This is a genomic window from Cryobacterium sp. Y57 (assembly GCF_002929505.1).
Classification (GTDB): Bacteria; Actinomycetota; Actinomycetes; order Actinomycetales; family Microbacteriaceae; genus Cryobacterium.
Map to the genome: position 1 here is coordinate 17860 of NZ_PJJL01000050.1, position 26655 is coordinate 44514.

24 protein-coding genes and 1 pseudogene are annotated in these 26655 nt (G+C 59.6%); 6 read left to right on the plus strand and 19 right to left on the minus strand.

The window, feature by feature from the left end; genetic code table 11:
* Positions 1-412: 412 nt before the first annotated feature.
* Positions 413-2098, minus strand: a complete 1686-nt coding sequence (locus CXY72_RS02920; RefSeq protein ID WP_199183933.1) for an AMP-binding protein — start codon at positions 2096-2098, stop codon at positions 413-415.
* On the minus strand, positions 2095-2574 hold the full coding sequence (locus tag CXY72_RS02925; RefSeq protein ID WP_104126219.1) for a MaoC/PaaZ C-terminal domain-containing protein: 480 nt from the start codon (positions 2572-2574) through the stop codon (positions 2095-2097). The genes CXY72_RS02920 and CXY72_RS02925 overlap by 4 nt, the downstream gene beginning before the upstream one ends.
* A 729-nt stretch (positions 2575-3303) precedes the next feature.
* On the opposite strand from CXY72_RS02925, the gene CXY72_RS02930 reads away from it, so the two are divergent.
* Positions 3304-3936, plus strand: a complete 633-nt coding sequence (locus CXY72_RS02930) for a TetR/AcrR family transcriptional regulator (protein WP_199183934.1) — start codon at positions 3304-3306, stop codon at positions 3934-3936.
* Positions 3937-4133: 197 nt separating this feature from the next.
* On the opposite strand, the gene CXY72_RS02935 is transcribed toward CXY72_RS02930, so the two are convergent.
* The 3 genes from CXY72_RS02935 to CXY72_RS02945 all read right to left on the minus strand — a co-directional run bounded on the left by CXY72_RS02935 (position 4134) and on the right by CXY72_RS02945 (position 5702).
* Positions 4134-4343: a hypothetical protein gene (locus CXY72_RS02935; RefSeq protein ID WP_199183935.1), complete on the minus strand. Its 210-nt coding sequence runs from the start codon at positions 4341-4343 to the stop codon at positions 4134-4136.
* A gap of 319 nt (positions 4344-4662) precedes the next feature.
* Positions 4663-5229 carry a DUF4913 domain-containing protein gene (locus tag CXY72_RS02940; protein WP_233197625.1) on the minus strand — a complete coding sequence of 189 codons (567 nt, stop codon included), beginning with the start codon at positions 5227-5229 and terminating at the stop codon, positions 4663-4665.
* Positions 5230-5237: 8 nt separating this feature from the next.
* Positions 5238-5702: a single-stranded DNA-binding protein gene (locus CXY72_RS02945; RefSeq protein WP_104126220.1), complete on the minus strand. Its 465-nt coding sequence runs from the start codon at positions 5700-5702 to the stop codon at positions 5238-5240.
* Positions 5703-6114: 412 nt separating this feature from the next.
* Here CXY72_RS02945 and CXY72_RS02950 point away from each other — a divergent pair, with 412 nt between their 5' ends.
* A complete protein-coding gene (locus CXY72_RS02950; protein ID WP_233197626.1) occupies positions 6115-6726 on the plus strand; it encodes a VOC family protein in 612 nt (203 codons plus the stop codon).
* A gap of 29 nt (positions 6727-6755) precedes the next feature.
* Here the strand turns inward: CXY72_RS02950 and CXY72_RS02955 are convergent.
* Positions 6756-7755, minus strand: a pseudogene (locus CXY72_RS02955) (type IV secretory system conjugative DNA transfer family protein); the annotation flags it as partial.
* Positions 7756-8269: 514 nt separating this feature from the next.
* Between CXY72_RS02955 and CXY72_RS02960 the strand changes: the two are divergent.
* A complete protein-coding gene (locus tag CXY72_RS02960) occupies positions 8270-8947 on the plus strand; it encodes a GntR family transcriptional regulator (protein WP_104126221.1) in 678 nt (225 codons plus the stop codon).
* A 57-nt stretch (positions 8948-9004) separates the two neighbouring features.
* On the opposite strand, the gene CXY72_RS02965 is transcribed toward CXY72_RS02960, so the two are convergent.
* From CXY72_RS02965 to CXY72_RS03015, 11 genes are all read right to left on the minus strand, one after another.
* Positions 9005-10249, minus strand: a complete 1245-nt coding sequence (locus CXY72_RS02965) for an NAD(P)/FAD-dependent oxidoreductase (RefSeq protein ID WP_104126222.1) — start codon at positions 10247-10249, stop codon at positions 9005-9007.
* Positions 10249-10572 (minus strand): 2Fe-2S iron-sulfur cluster-binding protein, encoded by a 324-nt coding sequence (locus CXY72_RS02970; protein ID WP_370446197.1) that lies wholly within the window; start codon positions 10570-10572, stop codon positions 10249-10251. Before CXY72_RS02970 ends, CXY72_RS02965 begins: the two co-directional genes overlap by 1 nt.
* Positions 10573-10588: 16 nt before the next feature.
* Positions 10589-11560, minus strand: coding sequence for a phosphotriesterase (locus CXY72_RS02975; RefSeq protein WP_158252448.1), 972 nt, complete (start codon positions 11558-11560; stop codon positions 10589-10591).
* Between the two features lie 37 nt (positions 11561-11597).
* Entirely contained in the window at positions 11598-12371 is a 774-nt protein-coding gene (locus tag CXY72_RS02980; RefSeq protein WP_199183936.1) for an HpcH/HpaI aldolase/citrate lyase family protein, read from the minus strand.
* Positions 12368-13456: an amidohydrolase family protein gene (locus tag CXY72_RS02985; protein WP_104126225.1), complete on the minus strand. Its 1089-nt coding sequence runs from the start codon at positions 13454-13456 to the stop codon at positions 12368-12370. Before CXY72_RS02985 ends, CXY72_RS02980 begins: the two co-directional genes overlap by 4 nt.
* Positions 13453-14028 (minus strand): Rieske (2Fe-2S) protein, encoded by a 576-nt coding sequence (locus tag CXY72_RS02990; protein WP_104126226.1) that lies wholly within the window; start codon positions 14026-14028, stop codon positions 13453-13455. The genes CXY72_RS02985 and CXY72_RS02990 overlap by 4 nt, the downstream gene beginning before the upstream one ends.
* A gap of 16 nt (positions 14029-14044) precedes the next feature.
* Positions 14045-15262: an alpha-hydroxy acid oxidase gene (locus CXY72_RS02995; protein ID WP_104126227.1), complete on the minus strand. Its 1218-nt coding sequence runs from the start codon at positions 15260-15262 to the stop codon at positions 14045-14047.
* Between the two features lie 4 nt (positions 15263-15266).
* The gene (locus tag CXY72_RS03000) at positions 15267-16430 is read right to left on the minus strand and encodes an amidohydrolase family protein (RefSeq protein ID WP_104126228.1); all 1164 of its coding nucleotides are present in this window, start codon (positions 16428-16430) and stop codon (positions 15267-15269) included.
* 34 nt (positions 16431-16464) lie between these two features.
* Entirely contained in the window at positions 16465-17838 is a 1374-nt protein-coding gene (locus CXY72_RS03005) for an MFS transporter (RefSeq protein WP_104126229.1), read from the minus strand.
* A gap of 441 nt (positions 17839-18279) precedes the next feature.
* The gene (locus CXY72_RS03010; RefSeq protein ID WP_104126230.1) at positions 18280-19293 is read right to left on the minus strand and encodes a class I mannose-6-phosphate isomerase; all 1014 of its coding nucleotides are present in this window, start codon (positions 19291-19293) and stop codon (positions 18280-18282) included.
* Positions 19294-19312: 19 nt separating this feature from the next.
* Positions 19313-20335 carry a LacI family DNA-binding transcriptional regulator gene (locus tag CXY72_RS03015; RefSeq protein WP_199183937.1) on the minus strand — a complete coding sequence of 341 codons (1023 nt, stop codon included), beginning with the start codon at positions 20333-20335 and terminating at the stop codon, positions 19313-19315.
* A 199-nt stretch (positions 20336-20534) separates the two neighbouring features.
* Between CXY72_RS03015 and CXY72_RS03020 the strand changes: the two genes are divergently transcribed.
* The 3 genes from CXY72_RS03020 to CXY72_RS03030 are packed head-to-tail and all read left to right on the plus strand — an operon-like array spanning position 20535 to position 24132.
* Positions 20535-21494: an ABC transporter substrate-binding protein gene (locus CXY72_RS03020; RefSeq protein WP_104126231.1), complete on the plus strand. Its 960-nt coding sequence runs from the start codon at positions 20535-20537 to the stop codon at positions 21492-21494.
* 59 nt (positions 21495-21553) lie between these two features.
* On the plus strand, positions 21554-23140 hold the full coding sequence (locus CXY72_RS03025) for a sugar ABC transporter ATP-binding protein (protein WP_199183938.1): 1587 nt from the start codon (positions 21554-21556) through the stop codon (positions 23138-23140).
* Complete coding sequence (locus CXY72_RS03030) at positions 23137-24132, plus strand: ABC transporter permease (protein WP_104126233.1); 996 nt, start codon at positions 23137-23139, stop codon at positions 24130-24132. The genes CXY72_RS03025 and CXY72_RS03030 overlap by 4 nt, the downstream gene beginning before the upstream one ends.
* A gap of 260 nt (positions 24133-24392) precedes the next feature.
* Here the strand turns inward: CXY72_RS03030 and CXY72_RS03035 are convergent, their stop codons facing one another.
* Together CXY72_RS03035 and CXY72_RS03040 are read right to left on the minus strand one after the other, a co-directional pair.
* Positions 24393-24953 (minus strand): hypothetical protein, encoded by a 561-nt coding sequence (locus CXY72_RS03035; RefSeq protein ID WP_104126234.1) that lies wholly within the window; start codon positions 24951-24953, stop codon positions 24393-24395.
* A 136-nt stretch (positions 24954-25089) separates the two neighbouring features.
* A complete protein-coding gene (locus CXY72_RS03040) occupies positions 25090-25563 on the minus strand; it encodes an RNA 2'-phosphotransferase (protein WP_158252449.1) in 474 nt (157 codons plus the stop codon).
* Between the last annotated feature and the right edge of the window lie 1092 nt (positions 25564-26655).

The window sequence follows — 26655 nt, forward strand, 5'->3', positions numbered from 1 at the left end:
ATGTGAGAAAGTTGTGATAGGAGTAACGTCCCGGTTTTCTACGGATGTCATAAATGCGCTTAGTCTATTTGCTTCCGACCTAAGCCTCTCGTGTTCCCCCTGATGCAGTTGTAATACCTCGTGCAAAATTTGGATACCTGAAACGCCAAAGATTGTTTCCACGGTTTCAGTAGAGTTTGTCATGTATACCGCTCCTTATCATGAGGTATGTGAGTTATTGTTACCGAAAAAAGTCAACCGGAGACGCCTATAGAGAAAGTATGCAGGGCGTTATTCGTATTGAAAAAAGACGTGAGACTAGCATGCCTATCCTCATCTTCAATAGGACTATCTGCGTATTTGGTCGGGTGTTATGCGTGGTAACTGGAACGTTTTCATATAAACATGCGAACCAGTTTAAATGAACGACAAGTTAGGACTTGTAGACCGTTGGATCTGGAGCCAGATCTGCACGGAGACTCGGACCGGTGTGGTTTCGAAGTTCCTTCCGCATGATTTTCCCCGTCGCCGTCATTGGGAGTTCTTCTAGATAGGTAATCGAACGGGGATACTGATAAAAAGCGAGCTTGAGCTTGACATGGTTCTGCAGGTCTGTAGAGAGCGTCTTAGACGGGACGTAGCCTCTTGACAGGACGACGAACGCTTTCACAGATTCTCCCCGCAACTCATCGGGAATGCCGATCACGGCGGCCATGGATACAGCAGGATGAGACAGGAGGCAGTCTTCAATTTCGCTGGGGCCTACACGATAGCCAGCAGTCGAGATGACGTCATCGGCGCGACCTTCGTACCAAAGATCTCCATTGGTGTCGGCTTTGGCGAGGTCCCCGGTATGGATCCACTTGGCGTAGATCTTCTTGGCAGTCTTGTCCGGATCGTTCCAGTATCTAAGCATCTGGCCGGGGTTACCGGTACGAATACAAATTTCTCCCGCCCGCCCGTCCGGGACAGCATGCCCGCTTGGGTCGAGCAATGCCAGTTCAAAGCCGGGAAAGGCTCGTCCCATGCATCCGGGTGGGGTTGTTCGGCTGGTTCGGGAAGTGCCGACAGTTAGATTCATTTCTGTCTGGCCGTAGAATTCGTTGATCGGCGCCCGGAAAGTCGTCTCCACCCACCGTTCTATGACTTCTCCGAGAGCTTCGCCGCCCGTAGCCAAGGTTCGGATCGTGGTACCTGCTGCGGCGTCGGCATCGATCCCCGAGCTTCGCATTTGCTTGAGTGCGGTCGGAGGGATGAACGCGCAGGTAATTCGGTGCCGCCGGAGTAGATCGAGGGTGCGCTGTGGATCGAACTTATCCGGAGTCGCCACAACGGGGCAGCCCAGCGATAGGACCGTAAACAGCACGTCGAAGAGACCGCCGATCCATGCCCAATCAGCCGGAGTCCAGAAAACATCCTGCGGCTGCGGAGCGTTTCCAAAACTAGTTCGAACTCCCGGCATGTGTGCCAACAGAATCTGGTGACCGTGAAGAGCGCCCTTGGGGCTTCCCGTCGTACCCGAGGTGTAAATGATGATGGCTGGTGACCGCGGCCCAGTGACCGCGGGCGCCGCCGACTCGGCTTGGTTCTCCACTTCCGCGCGATAATCCAGGATATGAGCGTCAATACTGGGGTCACGCGTCACGCGCCGGCCGACGACGACGACGTGCGTTAGGTCAGGTGTATCGGCAAGGGCGTCCTTGATTCTGTCATAACAATCGGCGTCAATGACGAGAGCCTTCGCCCCCGAGTCTCGAAGCCGGTAGGCAACTGCCGTCGCCCCGAACTTCACGGACATCGGAACTGTGACAAAGCCACCACGAAAGCTGCCGAGATGCGCAGTGAGCACCTCGACTCCTTGGGGAACCATAATGGCCACGCGATCGCCATGGTTTAGCCCCCAGTTCTGCAGCAGTCCCATGAATTTCCTGCTAAGCACGCCGAGCTGGCCGAAGGAGTATGTTGTAAGTGCGTCACTGGAATCGACGATCAGCGCCGTGTTCCCTGGCGTCTGAAGATCCGTGCAGGCCTCGGCGATGTTAAATGTTTCCGGTACGTGCCAACGGAAATCTGTCGCCTCTAGATCTTGCCACCATGCATGGGCTGTCGTGGCGATCAACGGACCCCCTTCGCTTCCGCGATCGGCTCTGCGAGTGCGCTTGCACGTCCAGCCACGAGTAGGGAGAAATCTCCGGTCAGCACCACCACACCGTCGTGATTGATGAGTTTGGCCGCGCTCGTCACGATCGCTGAATCGCCGTCCTTACGAGGATCCACCGCCAGGATCTCGCAGACTACGGAGACCGAATCTCCAAAGTAGCTCGGAGCCTTGAACTTCACGTTGTCGAGGCTGTAGAAGCACAGTAGGTAGCTGGGGTGCATTTCCACCAGCCCGAGCAACGTGGATATCATGAGGGCCCCATGCGCGATCTGCTTCCCGAACCGAGTGTCTCTCGCGTATTGTGGGTTCATGTGCAACGGGTGTTTGTCTCCGGTGAGCTCCCCGAATGCCCGCACATAGTCCTCGGTGATGGTCCGCGAATCTGTTGTCGAAATGTCGGCGACTTTGATATCTTCGAATGGTTTTGAGATCAAGGTGCTTCTCCTCTGCAAATTTGGGAAGTCTCGGACGAGGCGTTGGAAGTGTTCTCGTCTAGGGGATGACAGACCCGGTCATCGTCGATGTTCATGCAGCGGCTGCCGTGCTCATAGGTCAGACTTGCGGACGAAGTACACGCGCACGAACGAAACTAAAATCAGGAATGTAACGTGAATGACGACAGCCAGAGATCCGACCGTTAAGTGGATGGGACAGGCTCCGATGGCTCTGCACAAGGGCACGCGTCCAAGAATTGATGGATGCCATGCTGAATGAAGCGGACCCGCCTAGAAAAGTTCAGCGATGAAGTAGTCTGCGGCCCGTGGTGAACACTCGGAATGCGCGCCCCTCCTGACAGAACGTCGATGTTTAAACCTAGACGTTGCCAGGTTCATGGCCATGAAGGTTGCGCCATGATCTAACTGCTCCGACCTGAAAGCCTCGAGCAATGCTTCTTTACAGGCTCAGACCATCGGTTTATCTACCAATGTGTGTTCGGCGCTGTACTGAGCTAATTGCGTCATGTGACCAGTGCTCCTTAAGGGCGTTGAGGTCGGGATGAAGCGAGATGCTTCGCCTGAAAAGGACCATAGTATGTAGGCAACAACTTAGTCAAGAGAATTCGATCAATCGATTGATAGAGAGCCCATTGATTCTGGTCATTGTCTTGCGTTTTCGATCGATCGCTCGAAAATATTAATACTCGTGTTACGAAAGTGGAATGGATGAATCTAGAGCGAGTTCAGCGCGCGGGAGTGTCCCTGTTTGCTACGAAGGGATTTGCCGCCACCGGCATCCGCGAACTAGGCAGCGAGGCGGGAATTAACTCCGCCACGTTATACCATTACGTAGGTAGCAAGGAAGACCTACTCGTGAGTATCATGCGGGCCTGCCTCCAGGAACTCATCGATGCTGGCGCCAGCGCCCTTCGAGGCAGTTCCGAACCCGTCATCCAGCTCGCAGGTCTCGTTTCTTCTCACATCGGATTTACTGCAGTCAATCAACTGACCGCGAGAGTCGCCGAATATGAGATGCGCGCCCTTTCAGAGAAAAACCGCCCGGCCTTGCAGGAAATGCGCGACGAATACGAAGGTCTCTTTGCTCAGGTCATAGAACGCGGTCACCGCGTCGGCGTCTTCAAATCTGCGGACCTCACCATGGCCCGGCTCGCCATAATGGAAATGGGCACCGGCGTCGCCCATTGGTACCGGGCCGATGGCCGACTTGAACTGTCCACCGTTCAGCAGTTCTTCGTTGACGCCGCCTGCAAGATCTTCTCCGTCGAGCCTGCAGCTCTGGAAGGGATTGATTATGTGAAGCCACCAAGACGGCTGGTCAGCGAACCACGCAGCCTCTAAGCGGCGAAAGCCGTAGGTCCCCTTACAATACTGGGCTCGGCAAATTCATCCCCTAGCAATGCCTCAGTAGGGATGGACGTAGTGAGCAGCCGCGCTGACCCGTCACAAGCCAGCCCGCCGACCTCAGCGTCGACCAGCTTGGACGTGGGGTCGTTGCAGGAGTTCGGGTAGAACTGTGCTTCCGGATCGCCCTTCTCTTAGCCGAGGGGCTCAGTCAGTTCCACCTGCAAGCCGCGCTCGAGGGCCGCTTGGATCAGACCGGGCACGAACCCGCCCTCACCAGTGAGTTCCAGCGCACCCGCATCGATCTTCGAGGACTGCGAATCCAAGGCGCCACTAGCTCCGAGCTCATCGATCGCTTTCACCGCCGCCAACTGCGATGGAGACCGCGGTGTCTTGCGCAACATGTTTCGACTCGTCAGGACCATTAGTGACACCCCTTCGAGTAGATCCGCAACCCCTTACAGAGACCAACTGACACCCTCTTTGGCAACGTTTGAACGAGATCGCATCGTTTTCTAACATGACGAAATGATTGAAAAACCGTGTAATCATACGGATCTGAGACTGGTTCCGTCTTCTCATAGGGGGCGCTTTAGGTTTCAAATCCCATCTGTACAACCAAGGATCGCGCAACCAGACTTTTACAGTTTCGGAACAACTTTTCAGGCAAGGCCGCCTCAGACGAGATCCGCAGCTTCCGAAAAATGGATGACCAATGATGAATCAACCAGAGCCGGCGCGAGCATAGAAGTCAGCCTCGGCCTCGCGCCGCTGAGCGACGTCGTCGACTACGAACTGCACGAAGTCCTCGTCGCGGTCGCCGATGACGATGTCTTCGACGCTTTCCGCGGGTGGTTCTCCTGGCCATGAAGTTTGCCGGGTCTGCCGGTCTCGCTCCAGTCGAGTCCCCGACATTGCCACCCAGTCGCGGAGGCGCTGGCGGGCATCCGCAAAATCGCGATGCCAGCCGAACGGGGCAGAGCCGTGCTGGTCTGGGTCGTAGGCGCCGAGCCAGTGCAGGTGCAGCGCTGAGAGTTCCCAGACGAGCTCTGGGTGCCGATGCCAGAACGGCGGCACGACGGATGCGGGCAGCCCATAGGTGCGTCGCAGCCAGTTCACCCAGCGGTTGAGCTCGATCCATTCGGCCTCGGCGTCGTCAGCGCTGAGTAAGTTCCAGTTGATGGGATGCGGCGGCTCCGTAGTGAGCGGCCCGTCGAGGTCGTCCAATGAGGTCTCTTGGAACGCGTCATCGTGATCGCCGGATGCCCACTCGACTAGGGACTCTGCCATTGCCGTCGTCACATCCCCAGAACGGGTGCGCTGGCGCGCGCGTGCACGGGCGCCGCCTCCTGGGGCATCGCATTCTGCGCGGCCGGGCTGTCGTGCTCGGCAGCCACAGCTGAGTGGCGGGTTCGGTCGACCTCGTAGTTCGTTCGAGCGAGGTCGTAGCCGATCTTCTTGACGACGAACTGTTCCCGCTCGAGGGTCTCGCCGTTGTGCTCGACTTGGTAGGTGCGCACATAGCCCTCAGCCACGAAGCTGTCGCCCTTGGCGAACAGTGTAAGAGCTCGGTCGGCCGTGGCCCGGTAGGCGACGAGGTCGTGAAAGGTCGGTTCAAGTACAGTGAAGTTGCCCGTGGCTTCGTGACGGAAGTGTGGCTGGCCGACGCGCACGTAGAAGCAGGTGTCGCCGTTCTCGGTGACCGACTGCTGCGGTTCCGAGGCGATGAAACCGGACAGCGATTGCTGGGTGTGAAGTGTCATGGGACTGAACCTCCTGTGATGTGGCCGGACCGTCGTGATCCGCGCTCACTGAGAGGTGCGCCGGACGGGCCTTGCCGGTCGTGCGGCCAAGGGGGCCTCGTGCCATCGCCACAAAGACTGGACTCGGCGTGCCCTGCGCAATCCAGTTCGAGGGCGGAAGCTCAAGGGTCTACGCCGGCGGCATCTAGTGTCGGGTGTTTTTTCACGAATAGGCTCGGCGCCATGGCGCTTCGACTGGTTCAGGTGAATTTTAAATCTTGGGATGACTCGGCGCTCGGCCGCTTCTGGGCGGACGCGCTCGGTTGGGGCGTGTCCAGCGAGGGGCCGGGTGTGACGAACGTTGAACCCTTGGGATTGGTCCTGCCCTGCCGCCGTGTGCGTTGATGTCGTCACCGGGCCAGATCCCGAAACGGTGAAGTACCGCGCACACCTGGATCTCGCCACATCTTCCTTGGCTCATCAGATGAAATTGGTGGCGCGGTTGAAGGAGTTGGGCGCAACATCCGCTGATATTGGCCAGGGTGACGTGCCATGGATCGTTATGGCCGACCCCGAGGGCAATGTGCTCTGCGTGCTCGAGCCGCGAGCGATCTACCAGGACACCGGGCGGATCGCCGGGGTGGTCGTCAGCTGTGCGGATCCACGGACGATGGCACGATTCTGGAAGGAGGCGATGGATTGGACCGTGCATGAGGTGACCGACGATTTGGCGAGGCTGGGGTCGGCCGCGGGTGTCGGTCCGTATCTCGAGTTCATTCGTGTGCCGGACATCACCGTTTGGACCCGTATCCATCTCGACCTGCGGCCGTACCTCCGTGACGACCAGGCGGCCGAGGTCGCCCGGTTGCGGTCTTTGGGCGCGGTCGATGCTGACGTTGGGAAGGGGGCGTGCCGTGGGTGGTGCTCATCGACCCCGAGGGCAACGAGTTCTGCGTCCTCACGCCGGGCTGACGCATCGGCTTGGGAGGGGCTGCGCTGGCAGAGCGGATGTCTGCAGCCCGGTAACGACACCTCCGGATGTTAAGGCCGGGAGCCGGAGCGTCGGGCTCGCTGTCACTCCGGCTCTTTGACCGGCGCGGTTGCGGGCGCGTCTTGTTCCGGCGTCCGCATCAGCCCTTCAACTTCTTCGCGGTTCGCGCGCAGCTCCCTGGCATCGGGGTGTGTGGTCCGCATTTGAAGTCTGGCGATGATAGGTGGGGCCGCGCGTAACATGATCGGGCCGGTGCCGAACGGCAGGGTACGGATGGTGTCGGGCGGCATGATCGGCACGCAGCGGATGGAACGCTGCGATGACCGTGACCCGCGATCGCCGATCGTTGTCGAGTCGGTGGTTTTGTCGCGGTCGCCGATCAGGGTCGAGAGATCGTGCAGGTCTCGAGAATTGGATGCTCCGCCGAGCACGATTTTGACGATGGAGGAGTCCCAGATGGTGCTGGCCGCGTTGTCGCTCCACTTTGTGCGCGCGTGCTTGCGCGAGTGACTCCAGCACCGGCATGGTCGTGATGCCGGTGCTGCCGCCCTTCGCCATGAGGGTGGGAAGTGAGGGGAGCGGCGCGAGGTTGCCGATCTCGTTGAGGGCGAGCAGCAGCGGCGGGTTGAGCCTGGAACCCGCGCTTCGGGCCGCGATGCGGCGGGCGGTCTCCACCAGGTCCTCGACGAACGCCGACACGAGAGCGGCCGAGTTGTTCGATCCCGCGCCGGTGTCGAGCAGATACAGGGTGCCATTGCTGCGCAGGAACGCTGCGGGGTCAAACTCCTCACCCTCCGGCGGGGAAAGAGCATCTAACATGCGAGGTTCGGCTAGGGCACCCAGCGACAGCGAGACACCCTGCCAGATGGAGTCGCGCGTGCGGGGGTCGGCTTCGAGCATGGCCCGGAGGGCGTCGCCCCAGCCGGTGGCAGCGGCAGGAATACTCAGCAGGATGGAGACGTCGTCGTGGGCGGCGGCCGGGTCCAGGGTCCACCGAAGCAGCTCGGCGGGAGGGCAATGGTCGCGCGCTGCGACATGTAGCAGCGACTGCAAAGTCGTGCGGGTCTTGGCTTCCCAGAATCCGGTGCGGCCGGCACACCTAAGCAATCACAGGGGAGCAAATGTGACGTGGTCGCCTCGCACTGTTGAGTCGCCGGATGGCGTTCTCGGAGGGGTTTTTGATGGTGTGATCAATTGTTTAACCTAAAAAGTCCCGGAAACTCGTGAGTTTCCGGGACTTTTGGTCGGGATGACAGGATTCGAACCTGTGACCCCTTGCAGAATCGGGGCGATTCTGGACCTTGCCGAAAGTCTCGGGAACTCGTGATTTCCCGTGATTTTGCAGGGAGCCGGGCAGTTCGCTTGATCTGATTTTACGCGGACGTTGTCGGTCGGTCAGAGTTCATTCAGATGGGTAAATGGTGGGCATCTGCGTGGAGGCGCATTAGAACGTGACACGGATTGCGGAATCCGCGTTGATCGCTCGTTTCTGTGATGGACGTGGATTCCTCATCCGCCGCGTTAGCCACCACGATCCAGCATTCGATCCCCGAAACGACGCCCTCTCAGCCAGTTCGGGATCTGATAAAATATTTGTATGAACTTCGTAGTAAAGCCGGAGCGCGAACTTTTGGGACATGTTGTAGCGTCTGCGATCAGAGACGAGATCTTAACCGGTGGGGTTCAACACGGAGAGCAGCTGCGGCTTGCACCTTTGGCCGAAAAGCTGAACCTGAGCATCACGCCCGTACGCGAGGCACTTCTGTTGCTTGCGCAAGATGGTTGGGTCGTTCACGCTCCGAACCGGGGGTTTCGCGTTGCGCCAATCCGGCGAAACGATGTCCAAGACACCTACTTTATTTGGGCCACGGCAGAGGGAGAGCTCGCTGCTCGAGCGGCGGCTCGCGTCACGCTCGATGGAATGGATGCCCTCCGGGAGGTAGACCGTGCCCTTCATCAGCTGGAGGACCACCGCAGCGCCCTCGCGCTTACCCTGAACGCCAAGTTGCACTCCACGGTCCACGCAATGGCGGATGCTCCCAAGCTCCTTTGGTTCGCCGATTCGGCCCGGCGGTTGGTGCCGCTGCAATTTGACTCTGCGTTCCATGGCGTCCCAGGCTGGGAACAGGTCAACAGGCTTGGTCACACCGCGATCATTGACCGAATCGAGTTGGGCGATGCAGACGGTGCCCGATCCCTAATGCGGGACCACATTTTGGCCACCTGCAGTTTGCTGCTTGCCTGGTTGGACTCGCTAGCGTTCTGGCAGGAATGAACTGCCGCGCACCGCGATGATAGCTGCGCAACTTTGCCCTTCACATCCGCAAGCTGACTAACCTCGATCCGCCAGCTCGAATGCTTTCAGGTGTGATTTTAGGTCGAAGCCACTGTCGGCGATCTGCTCTGGACTAATTGGAAAGCCACTGGTAAGAACCCGTCGTGCGGTCATGTGGTCTGCCGGACTGTTAACCGATTCGACCCCAACTAGAGCTGTATCGCGAAAACAGTAGATCGAGAACTTGTTTGCTTGCAGATTGCCGCGAAGGACAGACTTGTCGTGACCGTCGGTGATGCCAGCGATCTGGAGTTTGATGGGACCTTGCTGCGACCAAAACCAGGCGAGGCTGTCGTAGTTGGCGGGGTAGCCGGTGAGGGTCTTGGCAAGTGTCTTTGCCTGATCGGTCGCATTCTGCACAGATTCCAGCCGGGTCATAACACCCGTCTGAGCGTGCGGGTACCGTGCACAGTCTCCGAGGGCGAAGACGTCTGGGTCGGATGTCTGGAGCGTCGCATTGACGATGATCCCGTTCTCGCTGTCGATCCCAGCGGCCGACGCCAGCTCGTCGTTGGGAATTACTCCCACGCCGACCAATACAATATTTGCTGGATACTCTGTTCCGCTTGTTCCGATCGCACTGGTTATACGGCCCCCGTCACCTCCGAATGCTGCGATGCCTTCGCCCAGTTTCATGGAGATGCCATTTCGGGTGTGAGCCTCGGTGAAGTAGCGGGACATCGGCTCTGACAGAACACGGCCCATCGGCCGGGGGCCAAATTCGAGCACGGTTACGTCCAGCCCGCGCTGGCGGGCGGCCGCGGCGAATTCCAGACCGATGAAGCCTGCGCCGACAACAACCGTTCGGGTGGCCTGGGCCAGTTCTCCGCGCAACAGCGTGGCGTCGTCAAGAGTGCGCAGGTAGTGGATCCCCGCGAGATTGGAGCCCTCGATCGTAAGGGTGCGGTTTCGCGCTCCAGTAGCGAAAACGAGACTCGAGTAATTTGTCGAAGTTTCATCGCTCAAAGTGACCGTCTTGATGCCGAGATCGATGCTCGTGACGGAAATGCCCGGATAAAAGTCCACGGCGCGGTCGGCAAAGAATCGCTCCGCCCGCAGCGGCAAGGCAACCGCATCGGCCCCCTCGGCAATGAAGTCTTTCGAAAGGGGCGGCCGCTGATACGGCAAATGCGTCTCACTGGCGTAGAGCGTGATCGCGCCGACGTAGCCCTCGGTTCGAAGCGAGTCACAGAGTTGAACGCCCGACTGGCCGCCTCCGATGATGACGATATTCTCGGTCATTACTGCACCTGCATCGGCGGTACGTCGACGGCGATCTCGTTCAGGGAAGTCGTGATCTTGAGCTGGCAGCCTAGGCGGGATCGCACCTCGTCGCGCGGCGAGGCCGTAATCTCCAGCATCTCTTCTTCGTCATCACTCATCTCCGGCAGCAGGTCGAGGAACTCCTCGCGCACGTACACATGGCAGGTCGCGCACATGGCCTGGCCGCCGCATTCGCCGATGATGCCCTCGACACCATTGATCACGGCAGCGCGCATCACGGACGTACCCGCGACCGCCACAATCAAATCGGTGTGGCCATTTTCGTGGTGATAGGTAATCATTGACATTTTTGTGTCCCTACTTTTCTCGGCGGCCAGCGAGGATGCGTGCCGGATTCGTGACCATGATTTGGTGAATGGTTTCCTCTGCAATGCCCCGCTTGCGAATTTTTGGCAAGATGCGATCAGAAATATTGGCGTGGTGCCAGTTCGGCGCATTCTTTGTTCGCCACGACGGCGGGGTGTTGATACTGAAGAACCCGGCATCGTGCGACAGCGTCAGCTGCTCGGCGTAGCCCAGTTCGATGAGTTCGACGAGAGTGTCAACTCGAAGGTCATCGTTCAAAACTTGCTCCATGCCGAACCGGTCGAGACCGAGGGTGGACCCGTTGTCTAAAAGCTCACGCAGGTAGGTGATATCGGTGCTGTCGCCGCAGTGCCCGATAACCACGTTTTCCAGTGGCACGCCGTTCTCGCGAAAGAAATTTTGCTGGTCACGGCCCGTGTAGTGGGCGACGTGCGTGTGGGTCGTGATCGTCACGCCGGTCTCGAGATGAGCGATAGCGGCGCTGCGCATAACGCGCTCGACGTCGGTCGTGATGCCGAACTCGTCGGTGGCGACCTTGATCATGGCGGCCTTCACTCCGGTATCGCCGACGCCGACTGTGATGTCGCGAATGAAGAACTCCTCGAGCGGTTCATCTCGCTCGACCATGCGCCCGGGGCCCGTGGTCTGAAAGAAAGTCGGCAAGTCCTTGAAGGTGTAAAAGCCTGTCGCTACGACGATATTGAGATCGACCGCTGCGGCTACGGTTTGAATACGAGGAATAAAGCGACCTAGGCCGGGAACCGTCAGATCGACGATCGTCTCGATGCCCTTGGCATGGAGCGCATTTAGCCCGTCGATAGCCGTCTTCGTCGCGGCGTCCTCGTTCCACTCGGGATGGGGGTAGCTCTGCTCTAGCTCGGGGTTTTTTGTGAAGATGTGTTCATGTGTGAGGGTGACACCGATGTCTTCGATCGGGATCGGGCCTCGGACGGTTTCAACCATTGTCATGATCTATCGCTCTCTATCATTGGTGATGTGCTTATGAACCGGCCAGGACGGCGTCCAGGCGGCTGATCTCCGCAACGGCCGACCGAATCAGCATCGCGTCCATCCCGGCGGTGACCATGCCAAACCCTGCCGCACGCATGCTGCGGGGGTCGCCGCTGGTGCCGATGACGCGATCAGCCCGCACGCAGGCCAGCCGGATTCGCTCGATCGCTGCCAGTTGCCGCTCATCCGTTGTCTGTTCAAAGGCCAGGGGCGGGAATCCGAGACTGATGCCTAAATCGGCGGGGCCGAGATAGATGCCGTCGACGCCGGGAGTCTGCACGATCTCATCGACATTTGCCAGTGCTTCGGCGGTCTCTATCATGACGAGACAAAGCACCTCACGATTCACCGCGGCCGGATCCGTGCCGAGCCCGTATTTGGCGCGGATGGGTCCCCAACTTCGCCGACCCTGCGGGTAATAGCGGCATGCTGCGACGGCGAGCTGTGCCTCCTCTGCATTGTTTACCATGGGCACGATGATGCCTTCGGCGCCGGCATCCAGCGCCTGCCCAATGAGGCCGGCATTGTTTTGGGCAACCCGCACCAGCGGTGTTGTCAAGCTTCGGGCAATGGCGCGTAGCATCTCGATCATCGTGTCCTGAGAAGTCAGACCGTGCTGCTGGTCGATGTAGATGTAGTCGAACTTCGCCAGAGCGAACTCCTCGGCAATTTGGGCGCTTCCCAACGCGCAGGACAGACCAACGACAGTCTCGCCGCGAAGTATTTTCGCTTTGAGTAGGTTGATGTTCCCCGCGGGGCTCACAGTTTGTACCACGCCCGGGCCGTCTCCGACATGAGTTTCGATCTCATGGTCTCGGGCACCAGATCGAGAAGCTCGTCGATGCGGTCGTCGTGGCGGTGCGGGTAATCAGTGGCAAACATCAGGAGGTCATCAGAGCCGAGCCAATCGATGATGCGTTGGGAGTGCTCCCGTGGGCCGAGGTCGGCCGGCGCCACGGAAAAACGTACGTGGTCACGAATGATGTCCATTGGCAGCCGGTCAACCCACGGGGTTTCTCGGCGCAGCCCCTTCCACTTCTTGTTCATGCTCCACCCCCACATCGGTACCCAGGTGAAGCCACCCTCCATCACCGCGACGCGCAGCGTCGGGAACTTCTGGAACGTACCCTCGAACACCATGCTGGTGAGCTGTGCCAGGTACATTTGTGTCTCGGCGGCGTATTCTTCGGCGTACCAGGAGGCGTAGCCGGTGGGCGAGGGCGCGTCCTCCGACGTCCCGCCCCATTGCAGACCGACGACCAGGTCGTTTCGGGTCGCGGCCTCGAAGATGGGGTAAAAGATGCGCTGCCCGTACAGACGCTCGGACCGAACCGGAAGCATAACTTGTACGAAGCCCGGATGGGAGCCGACCCGATCGATCTCGGCGGCGGCGGCGATGGGATCTCGGGCCGGAATGACGAGGGATGCTGCGAGTCGGGGGTCCTTGTCGAGCCACTCCGCAATGATCCAGTCGTTCACCGCGCTGGCCAAGGCAGGAGCCCAATCGGGATGCCGCAGCGAGTCAATCCCGTAGTAGCAATTCAGAACCGCTCGATCAACCTGCCACGGGTCCAAAATGTCCTTTTGCAGCAGGGACAGTTGAGAAGCGGGCATCTGGCGGGCCGGGCGCCATTCATCGCGGGCCGTTGTTGCGGCTCCCGGTGGGTAGCTCAGCCGCGGTCCGGTCGGGCCGTGCCATCCGCGCTCTTTGGTGCCCTCGACCCAGACTGGGTCGAGGTAGTTGAAGAGAGTCTCAATGGTGGGGACGTTGGCATGCACATCGCAGTCGATGACGGAACCCGTCCAGAATTGGCGTCTTTCGGTTTTCGCGAGGAGCGCGGTTGTCATGAGATGACTTCTTCCATTTTGTTGGTGGCGGCTGACGGAGAGCCGCAGGGGTGAAGAGCCGTGGCGTCATTCTGAACGAGGCCGGGAGCTTGCGGCACCGTGAACAGTACGATGTAGTCCGATTCCACGGCCACTTCGATCGTCTCTGCCTTATAGGGCCCCTTGATCAGTCCGACGGCGCCGGCCTCGATCTGTTCGGCTACTTCGCTACCCGCCTCGACGCCAACCGAAAAGGGCCGAGCCTTGAGGTGCGCCGGATTCCAGAATGACTGACCCGTCTTGATATCGAACTCCCAGTTGTGCCAAGGGCAGGTGATGAGGTCTTTCGAATTGTCGAGAGTCAGATTGCCCGGGCCGGTCGAGGTGACCGCGTTGACGAGCTGGCCTTTGACTAGCGGCCCGCCAAGGTGTGGGCAGCGATTGAGCACGGCATAGAACCTGTTCTTGATCCGGAAGATCCCGATCTCGCGACCCCCGAGGTCCACGATCATCCGGCCGCTCTCGGGGAACTCGTCGACGCGACCGACCACGTATTTCTGGTGCCGTTTGGTACGGCGGACATCCTGGTTCATCTTCAGATTCGCTTTCTCATTGGCGTGCGGCAACGGCGCGACCCAAAGGTCGTTCAGCTACCCACGTGGGGTCAAGGTGGTCGACCGATGGGCAGCCGAGCAGCCTCATGGTCCGAATCATTTCGGTGCGCAAAATCTCGAGGGTGTGGCTTACCCCGGACTCCCCGGCGATGGCGAGCCCCCAGGCTGGCTGGCGACCGATGAGAACTGCTTTGGCTCCGAGCGACAAAGCTTTCACGACGTCACTGCCCCGTCGGATGCCGCTGTCCAACATCACGACGACGTCGTCCCCTACGGCCTCAGCGATCTTGGGCAAAACGCTGATCGTGGCGGGGGCCCCGTCGAGCTGGCGACCGCCGTGGTTGGACACGATAATGCCGTCGACACCGATGTGCCTGGCTCGCTCGGCATCGGCCACGTTGAGGATACCTTTGACGATCAGCGGGCCATCCCAATTCGTGCGCATCCAGGCGATGTCCTCCCACGAGGGGGAGTGCGAGTCCTTGCCGACGCGCGTCATCTCGGTGAGCTCCATCGGCTTGCCGTCAACGGTGAGGTCGGCGGTGTTAGGTAGCTGAAAGGGCATGCCGTCGCGCATGAACCGGTAGACCCAGCCCGGCCGTGAGGCCATCTTTGGTGCCATCTTCACGACGTTGGCTAGGTTGATGCGCATGTTGTAGCTGAAGCCGTTGCGAAAGTCTTTCTCTCGATTGCCTGCCACGCTCGTGTCGATGGTCGCGACGAGACCTTCGAAACCGGCGGCCTTGGCGCGGTGGATGAGCGTCTTCATTGCCTCCTGATTGGAGAAACGGTAGGCCTGAAACCACTGCGGGCCAGGAGTCTGCGCAATCTCCTCGAGAGAAAAGCCCGATGCGGAGGTGGCCACGTGTGCGATTCCGGCTTTCGATGCGGCTGCCGCGATGCCGATGTCGCCATCTGGATGCACCAACCGCATGCCGCCGCAGGGTGCGGTCAGCACGGGCATCGACAGATCGAGGCCGAGCACCTTCGTTCGCAGAATTGGGTTTGCGATCCAGGTTCCACCGCGAGGCTCAAACGCTAGATCACGAAACGCTTGAGTATTCCATCCCAGAGTTACTTCGTCTTCCGCGCCGCCGTCTACGTAGTCAAAGATCGCCTGCGGAAGCTGACTTCTCGCGACGCGTCGCGCATCGTCAGAGTTGCGAACACCCGACATGCGGCGCTTCGCCATCTTTTCGCTCAGTGTCGACATTGCGTTACGCGGCCGTCGGCGAGGGCAATCCGCTGTTTTCCCGAAGCGGGATTCCGTAGAGCTTGCTCGCGTTCTCTCCAAGGATGCGGCGGCGACGGGCTTCGGGGAAGCTTTCCGGTACAGATTCGTAGGGGGAGTCGTAGTCCCAATGCGGGTAGTCGGAGGAGAACATGAGGCGCTCGCCGAAACCGGACTCCTCGAAGATTCGAAAGACGTCCTCGGTCTGGTCGGGACGCTCCGGCTCTTCGAGAGGCTGGGTACTGAACCAGAAATGTTCCTTCAAATACTCGGACGGCTTTCGCTGAAGATGACCTACCTCATCGCGCAGCATGCTCCAGGTGGCATCGAGACGCCAACTGAACGGGACGACCCAGTCCCAGCCCATCTCGAGGACCGCGACCTTGAGCTTCGGAAAGCGGTCGAAAACGCCCTCGAAGATCATGCTGGGAAGCATGGCCAAGGGCAGTACCCCGAATGCCGCGTGGGTCTCTGCGTAAAAGTTCTGCCGCCCGGCGCCCGTGGGTTGGCGCCCGAGGCCCGGAACATGAAACGAAATTGGGATGTCGTAGTTCTCGCAGGCCTCGAAGATCGGCCAGTAGCGCTGCTTACCGATCGGATCCTGGCCGGACGGGGAGATCAGCACCTGAACGAACTTGTCGCCAGATTCGCCCTCCTTGCAGCGAATGATCTCTCTCTCACCACCGGGGATATCGCGCGCGACGGTCACGGAAGCACGGAAGCGGTCATCCGCTCCGCACCAGGTCTCCGCTAGAGCATTGTTATAGGCGCTGTAAACCGACTTGGCCAAATTTTCGGGCATGTTCGCCCCGCCGTTTGTGATGATGTAAGCCTGAGGGCACGTCAGTACGGCGGCGGTCATGTCGAACGGATCCAATACCTGTTCTACCGCGAGAAACGGGTCCAGGCCCACTCGGCCGTTGGTATCGATGGCGTCGAGTCGATGCGTGAACTCTCGCTGGGACGGGAAGACGCCGCCGCCCATGGCGCCTAGACCGTAGCGGCTGATGTAATCGCGCCACTGTTGAGGGATGTGCTTGGCGACCTGGGGGTCGGTGGGCAGGGGCATCGGGTGGAAGTCGACGTCGATCACACCGAGCTTTGATGCTGCCTGAGTTGCGGCTGGTGTTTGGAATTCTGTGATGGTCATGGTTCTCCTCTGCTCGTGGGAGCGTGAGTATCGGTTAAAGCTTTGACTTGTAGGTCTCTTTGGCCATGCGAACCCCGATGAGCGAGAGCAAGCTAATGGCGCACATAAAGACGGCAATAAAGATCGAATTCGGTGCTCCTCCAGACCACAAGAGAAGTGCGACGCAGAAGGCCGGCGTAAGTCCGCCACCGAGAGATCCGGCAATTTGGTAGCCCATTGACGACCCGGTATATCGCAGATGCGTCGGGAACAATTCGCCCAACCAGGCGGCTAGGGGGGCGTAACACATGGCGTGGGCGATGGCGGCGAAGGTCATCGCAAGGTACATCCCGATCAGGCTGCCCTGATTCATCTGCTCAAAGAGAAAGAAGCCGCTGATCGACTGCAGCACGAGTCCCCAACCCACGACCTTCTTGCGGCCGATGGAATCGGACCAGGTCGCAAACACGGGCTGGCCGAGAAAGCCCAGGGCCGCAGCGATCATTGTTGCCGTCAACATCTGGGCCGCGGTGAAGCCGACCTGAAGGCCATAAGCGGTGGCAAACGTGAGGTAGATGGCGCTGGCCGCGAACGGTCCGATGACGAGCAGGATCGTGATGATGAGCATTCTGGGGTGACGGAACACCTCGATGATCGGGGCCTTCTGCTTAGCAACGGTCTCGCCGTTGCGGTCAGCGACGGCGGCCGCCAAAGCTGCCTTCTTTTGGGCAGCAACAAAGACGGGACTCTCGCTCACTCCAAGTCGAATCCACATGCCGATCACAACCAACACGCCGGACAGGAGGAACGGTACTCGCCATCCCCAAGTCAGCAGGTCTTCATCCGGCAGGAGAGTCATAAGGGCGAATACGCCGCTGGCCAGGAGAATTCCGCCGGTCAGCCCCATCTGTGGGAAGCTGCTCGAGAAGCCGCGTTTGTTGGGGGAATGCTCCATCGCCATGAGTACGGCGCCGCCCCATTCGCCGCCCCCGGCGAGGCCCTGGATCAAGCGGAGAAATACCAGGAGGATCGGTGCCATTATGCCGATCTGCTCATGGGTAGGTAGGAGCCCCATGGCCGTCGTGCCGATGCCCATGGCGATAATGGACAGTACGAGCATTTTCTTGCGGCCTATGCGATCGCCGAAGTGACCCCAGATGGCGCCACCTATGGGGCGGGCGAAGAAGCCGACCGCCAGTGTGGAGAAGGCAAGGAGCGTACCGACGGTGGAGTCGAATTCTGGGAAAAAGAGCCGATTGAAGACGATCGCGGAGGCAATGCCGTACAGGTAGAAGTCGTACCACTCGATGAGCGCGCCGATAAAGCTGGAGATCAGTACACGGCGACGTTCCTTAGGGGGAGTTACCGCGACATCCGGATCGATCTCGGAGTCGGTCTGGTTCAAGCCGGTCGACGGTAAGCCGCTCATTTGTGCCCCTTTGTCAGCCACTTCGGTGTGGCCTGCACAAACGCTAACATTTTATTTTTTATAAAACAATGCTCTACAGCGCTGAAGAATGGAGGTGTGAGCAGATGGCGACACCTTCAGCGTCGGCGGAGCGCTCGGAGCTCATGGGCGCACACGTGCAGATGGGGTCGATCTGCGAATGCAGGCAACGAGCTAGTCAGCGATGTCTTCAGGCTCGTCTGGACCGAGGGTCGACGCAATGCGCCCCGTCGCTTCTGTGGCCGACTCCGGTATCTGGCGAATTTTCTGCGGTCGCGGTCGTGGCTGACCACAGCCGAAAGTGAACCGAGCGTCGAGGGTATTCACGTCTCCGTCTATGGTGCCGTGGAGGCACGGGCTGGGGAACCCCTCGCGTCCGTTTACCCTTCGGGAAGCGTCATCGCGCGCGGAGGCGAGGTTCCCCTATCGAGTTTCCGGGGGCTGGCAGCGCAGAACGGCAAGATTGCCGTCGACGGTGAATTCCCCCAGCGCGTGTGCCAGGAGCAACGTATCTCCAGCCGACAGCGGGGTCGCTTGAGACCCGGGTGCGGACGCTGTCACCATTCCGGTCCCGGACAATACGACCAATACGCTGAACCCGGCCGCGAATGTCGTCGGAGCTGACACATTGACCCGGGATGCACGAAAATATTCTGCCGAGGAGTCTGCGAGCGTGTGATCACTAACCCCGCCCCGAACCACCAGCGCACTGATCTGCGCTGAGGTCCAAGCACGTGTATCCGTGGCATCAAGAGCAGCCCGGAAGCCGATTCCGAGGTGGCCGTCAGCGGGGCCATCGATGGCATAGTCCTGCCATTCAAGCAAGATAGATAGGTCCTCGGGTTGCTGTACCTCGATGAGGAAGATGCCGGCGCCGATTGCGTGCGGCATTCCCGGTGGCACGTAGATGCTGTCTCCAGCGTGAACCTCAACGGTGTGCATTGCCGCCAAGATCGCGGTAACGTTCTGGGCGTCAACCCAGCGGCCAAGTTCCTCTGCTTCGATCGCGCGTGTGAACCCGAGGTGCACGGTGCCGCCCTCGAGGATGTACCACGCTTCGGCTTTGCCATGTTGGGTGCCCACATGATTAAAGGCGAAGTCATCCGTGGGATGCACGTGCACGGGCAGGCGCTCACCCGCGTCGAGTAGTTTCACGAGCAAGCGGGTGTCGGTGCCGAATGCGGCCACATGCTTCGGACCCAGCCAATGCTGCGGATGCTGCTCCACGGCATCGCGCAGCGTGGTTCCGTTCGCGAGGCGGCTGAGACCGACCCGAGCATCCCCGAAGAGGGTCGTGGTCGACCCGACCCAGTCTTCGGGAACATGATCGCCTGTTGCCGCTCCACCATCGGACGAGCGGAAGCTGCGAATCTTATTACCGCCACGGTAGAACCGGTCGGCCGGCTGGTTGCTCTTGAGGTGCTCAAGCGTGGTCATTCTGGCTCCTTCTTGTCGGTCACTGGAAATTTTGAATGCCACGTGGGCATAGTTCGGTCGAAAGTACGACGGTCACAGGGTCGAAGATCTCACCGCTGATGCGACGAAACAGCAGCTGGGCGCCTAACGTGCCGAGCGCTCGGTTGTCGTAGCGGAGAACCCGAAAGGGTCGGGGCATGAGCTCCGCAAGTTGGAAGTCGTCGAAGGCGACCAGGGCTTCCGTGCGTCGCTGTTCCCACAGGGTGCGCAGTGCGCCAATACTGGATCGGTTGTTTCCGCAGAAGAATGCAGTGGGCGGCCGCGATAGGGATAGTAGGCGTTCCACTGCGATGCTGGCTTCCGCGGGGCCGCGCACGTTAGTGGACACAAGCGTGTCATCCCAGGGGAGGCCTGCCGCAGCGAATGCGGCATGAATGCCCTCGACGCGTTGCCGCATGGTCGGCATGTTGAGCGTGTCGACGAGCACCCCGATGCGAGTATGTCCTTCGGATATCAGTGTCAAAGTGGCGTCGCGGGCGCCGGCATAGTTGTCGATGACCACGCTGTCAGCGTCGAGGCCGACCGGGTTGCGGTCAAGGAACACCATCGGGATGCCGAGGTCGATTTCGGATCGCAGAGCGGAATGGTTGCCACCGGTCGGCACGATGAGGAGTCCGTCGACCCGGCGCCGGCACAGGTCAAAGATGGCTTCCATCTCGTCTTCGGCATTTTCGCCGGAGTGCGCTGTGATGAGCTGAGTCTGGTGTGCCCTGGCCACCTCGGCAACGCCGGAGGCGATGGTGGCGTAAAACTCGTTGCTCAGGTCCTTGATCAGGAGGCCGATCGTTGCGCTCGACGATCCCGAGCGCAGGGTGGAGGCCGCGAAGTTGGCGCGAAATCCGAGCTGCCCGGCCGCGTCGCGGACCCGGGCGGCCATGGCTACATCGACGGTAGACACACCGTTGATAACGCGGGACACGGTTTTTAAACTCACTCCGGCGCTGCGAGCAACGTCGGCCATGGTGGGTCGACGCGGAAACGCGCCAGATGCCGTGGCGTCCATCAATCCTCCTGATTCTGGATGTCGGCTAATACACGTATCCGACTAGACAACGTTGTCTCAGTGTATATAGTAAAGCTAGACAACGTTGTCCCGGCGATCGGGACAATGTTACATATGGGCGAAGGAGCCCGGATCGGTACGCGATGTGTGCACCTGCTTTGGTGCCATGTGCAGCGTCATTACAAAGGAGTAGGAACCAATGAAGATTCTCAAGACTTTCGCGATGACAGGCACCCTGGCCATCGCCGCTTTCTCATTGACTGGATGCACGAATGAGATCGTCACGAGCGATTCCGGGGCTTCGAGCACCGAGGTGACTAGCGTCGGGCTTATGGTGCAGGACCTCGGCAACCCATTCTTCGCGTCGATGAACAATGGTGTGAAAGCTGCAGCCGAGGCACTCGGGGCTACCTACACAGCGCAGGATGGTCGCCAGGACCTCGCGGTGCAGAACGATCAGATCGATGCGTTCATTCAGCAGGGTATTGACGTGCTGCTCATTAACGCCGTCGACTCGGAGGGCATTGGCCCGGCCGTGCAGCGTGCAAAGGACGCTGGCATCACCGTCGTCGCCGTCGATGTCGGTGCGAAGAATGCTGATGCCACCGTAACGACCGACAATCTTGAGGCTGGCCGTCTCTCCTGCGAGAGCCTGATCGAGCAGATCGGCGGAGCCGGCGAGATTCTCATCGTGGACGGAACTCCGACCACCTCGATCCAGGATCGGATGGCTGGTTGCGAGGAAGCACTCGCGGCTCATCCCGATGTAACCGTCGTGGGTACTCAGAATGGTGACAACGGTCGCGAGCGAGCCCTCACTCTGACAACCGACATGCTCACCGCTCATCCCGACGTGGTCGGAATCTTCGGCGTCAACGACCCGACCGCACTCGGTGCCACCCTGGCCGCTCAGCAGGCTGGCAAGTCCGACATCGTGATCACCGGTGTCGACGGTTCGCCCGAAGCCGTCAAGGAAATGTCGTCAGCATCGTCGATGTTTAAGGCGACGTCAGCGCAGGATCCGAACCTGCTGGGGGCCACCGCACTCGAGATGGCCGTGCAACTGCGCGCCGGCGAGACTCTCGACAGCGACACCATCCTTGTTCCGAGCTCCATCGTTAACAGCGAGAACGTCGCAACCTATGAGGGTTGGGTTTAACCACTCAGCACGACGACGGTAGCCCACGCTGCCGTCGTCGCCCCTGTGCGAGACCTCAAATGATCATGACTGACCAGCAACTAAGGCTGCGGACTATGACACCACCACTACTGCGCATGACCGGCGTCAGCAAACGATTCGGCGGCGCGAAAGCGCTCGATGACGTGCACCTTGACCTGCGCGCCGGCGAGGTGCACGCGTTGATGGGAGAAAACGGGGCCGGTAAGTCCACGCTCATGAAGATTCTCTCGGGCGTGTACACTCCGGACGCTGGAACGATTGAGATCAACGGGCAAGTCACGACCATCCAGAATCCGCGGGATGCCCTCGCCCAGGGAATCGCCATCATCCACCAGGAGCTGAATACAGTTCCCGAAATGACGATCGCGGAGAACTTGTCGCTGGGGCATGAGCCTACGCGGCACGGGGTCCTCGACCGGAAGGAGATGCGGCGCTCGGCCCGGGAGAAGCTGGACCGTATCGGCGTAGATATTTCCGTTGATGTGCCGCTGGGCCGACTCAGTGTCGGTATGCAGCAGCTGGTTGAAATCGCGAGGGCCGTGGCCGAAAACGCAAAGATCTTGGTTCTTGACGAGCCGACGGCATCGCTGTCTCAGAACGAAGCCGAGCGTTTGTTCACCCTGGTCGACGAAATGCGGGCACGCGGTATGGCTTTGGCATACATCAGCCACCGCATGGAAGAAGTGTGGCGGCTGTCAGATCGCATCACCGTGTTGCGTGACGGAAAATGGGTGAGTACGACAGCCCGCGAGGATGTCACACCTGCCCAAGTGGTGAACCACATGGTGGGGCGCGACGTGAATAACCTCTACGTGCACGAGAATCGCTCCGCTGGTGAAGTCGTGTTGGCCGTCAGCGAGCTTGGTAATGGCCGGGATGTTGGCCCCATGAACCTCGAGGTTCGTGCCGGTGAGGTCGTTTCGCTGGTCGGACTTGTTGGCGCAGGGCGCACCGAATTGGCGCGCATGATTTTCGGCGCCGATCGCGCGAAATCCGGCCAGGTGAGTATCGATGGCACGCCAATTTCGGTGCGTAGCCCGCGAGATGCAATTCGCCACCGCATCGGTTTGTTGCCAGAGAGCCGCAAGGAGCAGGCGCTGTTTTTGGACATGTCGATTCGCGATAACACCGTGATGAGCAGTATGGACAATTACGGTACGGGTGGAATTCTGAACCTGCGCGCGATTCGCGATGCCGTCGAGCGTGAGGTAGCGGCCCTCCGGGTGCGCAGCACATCGATCAGTCAGAACGTTTCCGGTTTATCCGGCGGTAACCAACAGAAGGTCGTACTGTCGCGGTGGATTCTCGTACAGCCGAAAGTACTGATACTCGATGAGCCCACACGGGGCGTCGATATCGGTGCCAAACAGGAGATCTATCGCATCATTAATGACCTCACCCTGCAAGGAATGGCCATCCTGATGATTTCATCGGACCTGCCGGAAGCGCTCGGCATCAGCGATCGCGTGCTTGTCGTTCGCAACGGCCTCATCGCCAAGGAAATTAGTCGTGCGGAAGCGACAGAACAAAACGTCATGATGTACGCCACCGGTGTCGCCGCCGATGAGCACCGCATCAAAGAAGAACGCACCGAGACACCCATCGCGGGGGAGAAAAAACGATGACCTTGACGGAGAAGACGGATCTGAAACCCTTGCGGTCGCCCAAACGTGAGTCCGGTGTGGACGTAGCCAGTTTGTGGGACCGTTATGGCATCCTCGCGGTGCTGCTATTGCTCGTCGCCCTGATGAGCGTGATTGCACCGAACTTTCTGAGCGTCAATAACGGGCTAAACGTTGCCCGGGCGGTGTCGATAAACGCGATTCTTGCTGCCGGAATGACCCTAGTTATTCTTACGGGAGGCATTGATCTGTCCGTCGGGTCCGTCGTAGCCCTCACCGGCGTCAGTTCAGTGCTTCTCTGGACCGCGGGAGCCCCCGCCATCGTCGCGGTCGTCGGTGGCATGCTCGTGGGAGCAATCACAGGTCTCATCAATGGAACTCTTGTCGCGTATCTCGGGCTGCCCTCATTCATCATCACGCTCGGGGCGCTCACCTACATTCGAGGCTTCTCTTATTCGCTAACGGATGCCCAACCTCTCATCGCCAGCGACCTCGGCTATCGAGGTCTTGGTAATGGTGCTGTGGCCGGCATTCCGACCCCGGTTGTGATCATGCTTCTGGTCTACGTGATCCTATGGTTCGTGTTGGAGCGGACGAGTTTTGGTCGGCACATCTACGCGATCGGTGGCAACCGCGAGGCGGCCCGTCTCGCGGGCATCAAGGTCAAATGGACCCTCGTGCGTGTCTACTTGATCATGGGCGTGTGTGCTGGACTGGCCGGAGTAATCTTCTCGGCCCGCGTCGAAAGCGGACAGCCCAAGGCCGGTGAAGGCTATGAACTGGACGCAATCGCCGCTGTCGTTCTCGGCGGAACGGCCCTCGCCGGCGGACGCGGGCGCATTTACGGAACCCTGGTGGGCGCGCTCATCATTGGCGTACTGAGCAATGGCCTAGTTCTGATGAACGTCCCGTTCTTCTACCAGCTCATAGTGAAGGGGGCCGTGATCGTGCTCGCCGTCGGTATCGACGGGTTGAAAAACCTGAAGCGCACATAGAACCGTCGGCGACTTATCGGAGCGGTGGACGGATGCAGCTACTCAGCTCGAATACCTTGTCCAAGATTGTGTCAAGTTTGAAATGAAAAGGGTCACAGACCCCACCGTCTCTGCTCCGTCCCGAGCCAGTCGTAATGTGAACATGGTGCCCGCGGTATCTCTGGACTCCCACCTGCGATACTGCTCGAGGCGGTGGACCCTGAGAGAGACAAAACCCTAATTCGTCCCACCAATCAGCGCACCGCACCCACTGCACGCAGTCACACGGGAGACAAGGCCTTCTTCGCCGCCGGCGGTTTAGCCCACGAACGTTCGTACCATGCGACTGCCTGGTAGGTCCCAGAAAGCGTCAACCAGGTAATCGCGGCCGCGAGGAGCTCAGCGGATGCGTGCCCAAAGAAGTCTCCCCACACGAAGAGCGACGCCGTTAGGACATAGGCGGACAGGGGCAGGACATTTGCGGCCGCCCAAGCATCATCTTTCCACGAGAGATTCTCGGTGCCAGAACGACGGAGCTTCAGGTAAGCGCGGCCGTGACGGTATATGAGACATCCGCCAAGCGCGGCCGCAAGTACCACGAGTCCCGAGGCTGTGAACGAACCCCGGATTATGACAGCGATTGCGAACATCGCGCTGGCGGCAAGCTCGTACGTGACGGCGACTGAATCCCACTTGGTCACCAGGGTTGCATCGCTGTGAAGGGCATCGCTCTGAGTTGTGGGCATGAAGGCGTGGGGCACGATTTGTCGTGCAGCCAGGGTTACTGCGAAGACCGTGCCAGCGAATGCAGCAAGTCCTAAGAAATATGGCTCCCAATTCATGAGTGTCAACCTAGCGCACCCGACGTCGCGGTGGTGGGGTCATCTAACGGCGCAGCGAGCTGGGACCGTCGCCAAATCGGACCAGATGCGGCAGTTGACAGCATGTCCGTGGGCCAAGACTTCGATACGCCGGACTCTAGTCCTCGGCTTCAAGTGCGACCTGTTCCACCACGGTCATCACTGAAAGTCCCGTGGACTTCACCGCAGTCGCAAGCCAAGTGTTTGCCCCCACGAAGACCAGCCCGCTCGCGCCTTTCGGGTCGACTCGCAGGAGCTGAACCGGCGCTCCTCTCCGAGCACCTGCCTGAATCGCCGCTTTGGGATTATCGCTGAGGTGAACGTAGAGCCTCGACATCGGACGAAGTCCTGCGCGTGCCTCGAAAATCGAAGCCAAACGGTCACTCGTGGTTGCGTGGTAAAGCTGCTTGGGAGCTTTCGCCTCACCGTACTCGATACGCATATCGACGGAGTGACCATAGAGAGCGCGAATCTCAAGACCATCTAACTCGAAACGTTTTTCCCCCATTGCACCTGCCACAACCAGGAGTTGGCTGGGAGTCACCCGATGACCACTGGCTTTGAGCTTTTCGGCCAGGTCCTCCGCGTACATCCATCCCCCCGAACAACAAATGCATCTGCATCGTGCCTAAGGTGAAAGGCCATGGCCTTACTGATTCGCACCTTGTCAGCTGGCGAAATCGGGTTGTAGCGCGTCGGGTCTGAAAGTCCGGTCTTCACCGACCACGCGACAGCGATGTCATCCGCCCATGCCGCAACGTCTGCGAAATCGGACGACGCCGAAAGTTCCTTCAAAAGCTTGAATCCGTGTAGCCGAAGGGAGTTTGTTCCGGTGGGGTCAGTCAGGAGGCTGACTGCTCGCGCAGCGGTGCACGCTTGATAAGCCTTTCTGCTCATTTCATAGTCAATCTCTATTCCGAGATTTTCGAGAACTCGGACGTAGTGCGAGTGTAACTCGTTGCGACCCGACCAATCGTCTGGGGCATAAATCGGCGAATCGTCAATGAGTTGGGCCAGCTCATACATTGCGGGCCTTGAACCCACCGTCTCAAGGTCAACTGCGAGTATTCGAGCATCAGCATCGACTAGCCAGTTGAGGGAATGTGCGTCTCGCCGCGGTAGCGCGGGCATCGAATCTACAAGCGACCACCACTTGGCGAAGGGGTCTTCGCTATTCGGCGTAATTGCTGCGGCGAGAGAGATCCTCGGAGTTCGCGTCAGAGACCTCGACACCACAACCGATGACATCCACGTAATCGTCTGGGAGAGCCGGCCACGCGTCGTACCCCTCAGCCCCCAGTGGGACCGACCCCTCCGGCGAATCCTTGGGGACCTCATACCCACTGATTGGCTCTTTCGCCCCGGCCGCATCAGCGCGACCTCTGGACAAGTCACGGATTTTCTCCTGCGCGCCCGCACCGACCTCGACGTTCGGCCCAGTCTCATGCGCGCGACGTGGCTCGGGGAGCGCCTCCGCGACGGGACACCACCGCAGGAACTCCTGCGAATCTCCGGCCTCAAGAATCTGGCAGCCCTCGACAGACTTGCCGCCTTCGTGCCCCGAACGGCGGTTTCTGCAAAAGTTTCTCAAAGAAATTTTAATAAGGTCTGATCAGGGTTTTGGTGTGCCGTGATCATCGAGGATAGGGCAATTGGGCGGATTTTGACCCAGTCTCTAAAATTC

What these genes read in the sequence shown, in the direction of transcription:
- CXY72_RS02930 (WP_199183934.1), top strand. Translation starts at nt 3,304, where the DNA reads ATGAATCTAGAGCGAGTTCAGCGCGCGGGAGTGTCCCTGTTTGCTACG.
- CXY72_RS02935 (WP_199183935.1), bottom strand. Translation starts at nt 4,343, where the DNA reads ATGTTGCGCAAGACACCGCGGTCTCCATCGCAGTTGGCGGCGGTGAAA.
- CXY72_RS02940 (WP_233197625.1), bottom strand. Translation starts at nt 5,229, where the DNA reads ATGGCAGAGTCCCTAGTCGAGTGGGCATCCGGCGATCACGATGACGCG.
- CXY72_RS02945 (WP_104126220.1), bottom strand. Translation starts at nt 5,702, where the DNA reads ATGACACTTCACACCCAGCAATCGCTGTCCGGTTTCATCGCCTCGGAA.
- CXY72_RS02960 (WP_104126221.1), top strand. Translation starts at nt 8,270, where the DNA reads ATGAACTTCGTAGTAAAGCCGGAGCGCGAACTTTTGGGACATGTTGTA.
- CXY72_RS02965 (WP_104126222.1), bottom strand. Translation starts at nt 10,249, where the DNA reads ATGACCGAGAATATCGTCATCATCGGAGGCGGCCAGTCGGGCGTTCAA.
- CXY72_RS02970 (WP_370446197.1), bottom strand. Translation starts at nt 10,572, where the DNA reads ATGATTACCTATCACCACGAAAATGGCCACACCGATTTGATTGTGGCG.
- CXY72_RS02975 (WP_158252448.1), bottom strand. Translation starts at nt 11,560, where the DNA reads ATGGTTGAAACCGTCCGAGGCCCGATCCCGATCGAAGACATCGGTGTC.
- CXY72_RS02985 (WP_104126225.1), bottom strand. Translation starts at nt 13,456, where the DNA reads ATGACAACCGCGCTCCTCGCGAAAACCGAAAGACGCCAATTCTGGACG.
- CXY72_RS02990 (WP_104126226.1), bottom strand. Translation starts at nt 14,028, where the DNA reads ATGAACCAGGATGTCCGCCGTACCAAACGGCACCAGAAATACGTGGTC.
- CXY72_RS02995 (WP_104126227.1), bottom strand. Translation starts at nt 15,262, where the DNA reads ATGTCGACACTGAGCGAAAAGATGGCGAAGCGCCGCATGTCGGGTGTT.
- CXY72_RS03000 (WP_104126228.1), bottom strand. Translation starts at nt 16,430, where the DNA reads ATGACCATCACAGAATTCCAAACACCAGCCGCAACTCAGGCAGCATCA.
- CXY72_RS03005 (WP_104126229.1), bottom strand. Translation starts at nt 17,838, where the DNA reads ATGAGCGGCTTACCGTCGACCGGCTTGAACCAGACCGACTCCGAGATC.
- CXY72_RS03010 (WP_104126230.1), bottom strand. Translation starts at nt 19,293, where the DNA reads ATGACCACGCTTGAGCACCTCAAGAGCAACCAGCCGGCCGACCGGTTC.
- CXY72_RS03015 (WP_199183937.1), bottom strand. Translation starts at nt 20,335, where the DNA reads ATGGACGCCACGGCATCTGGCGCGTTTCCGCGTCGACCCACCATGGCC.
- CXY72_RS03020 (WP_104126231.1), top strand. Translation starts at nt 20,535, where the DNA reads ATGAAGATTCTCAAGACTTTCGCGATGACAGGCACCCTGGCCATCGCC.
- CXY72_RS03025 (WP_199183938.1), top strand. Translation starts at nt 21,554, where the DNA reads ATGATCATGACTGACCAGCAACTAAGGCTGCGGACTATGACACCACCA.
- CXY72_RS03030 (WP_104126233.1), top strand. Translation starts at nt 23,137, where the DNA reads ATGACCTTGACGGAGAAGACGGATCTGAAACCCTTGCGGTCGCCCAAA.
- CXY72_RS03035 (WP_104126234.1), bottom strand. Translation starts at nt 24,953, where the DNA reads ATGAATTGGGAGCCATATTTCTTAGGACTTGCTGCATTCGCTGGCACG.
- CXY72_RS03040 (WP_158252449.1), bottom strand. Translation starts at nt 25,563, where the DNA reads ATGTACGCGGAGGACCTGGCCGAAAAGCTCAAAGCCAGTGGTCATCGG.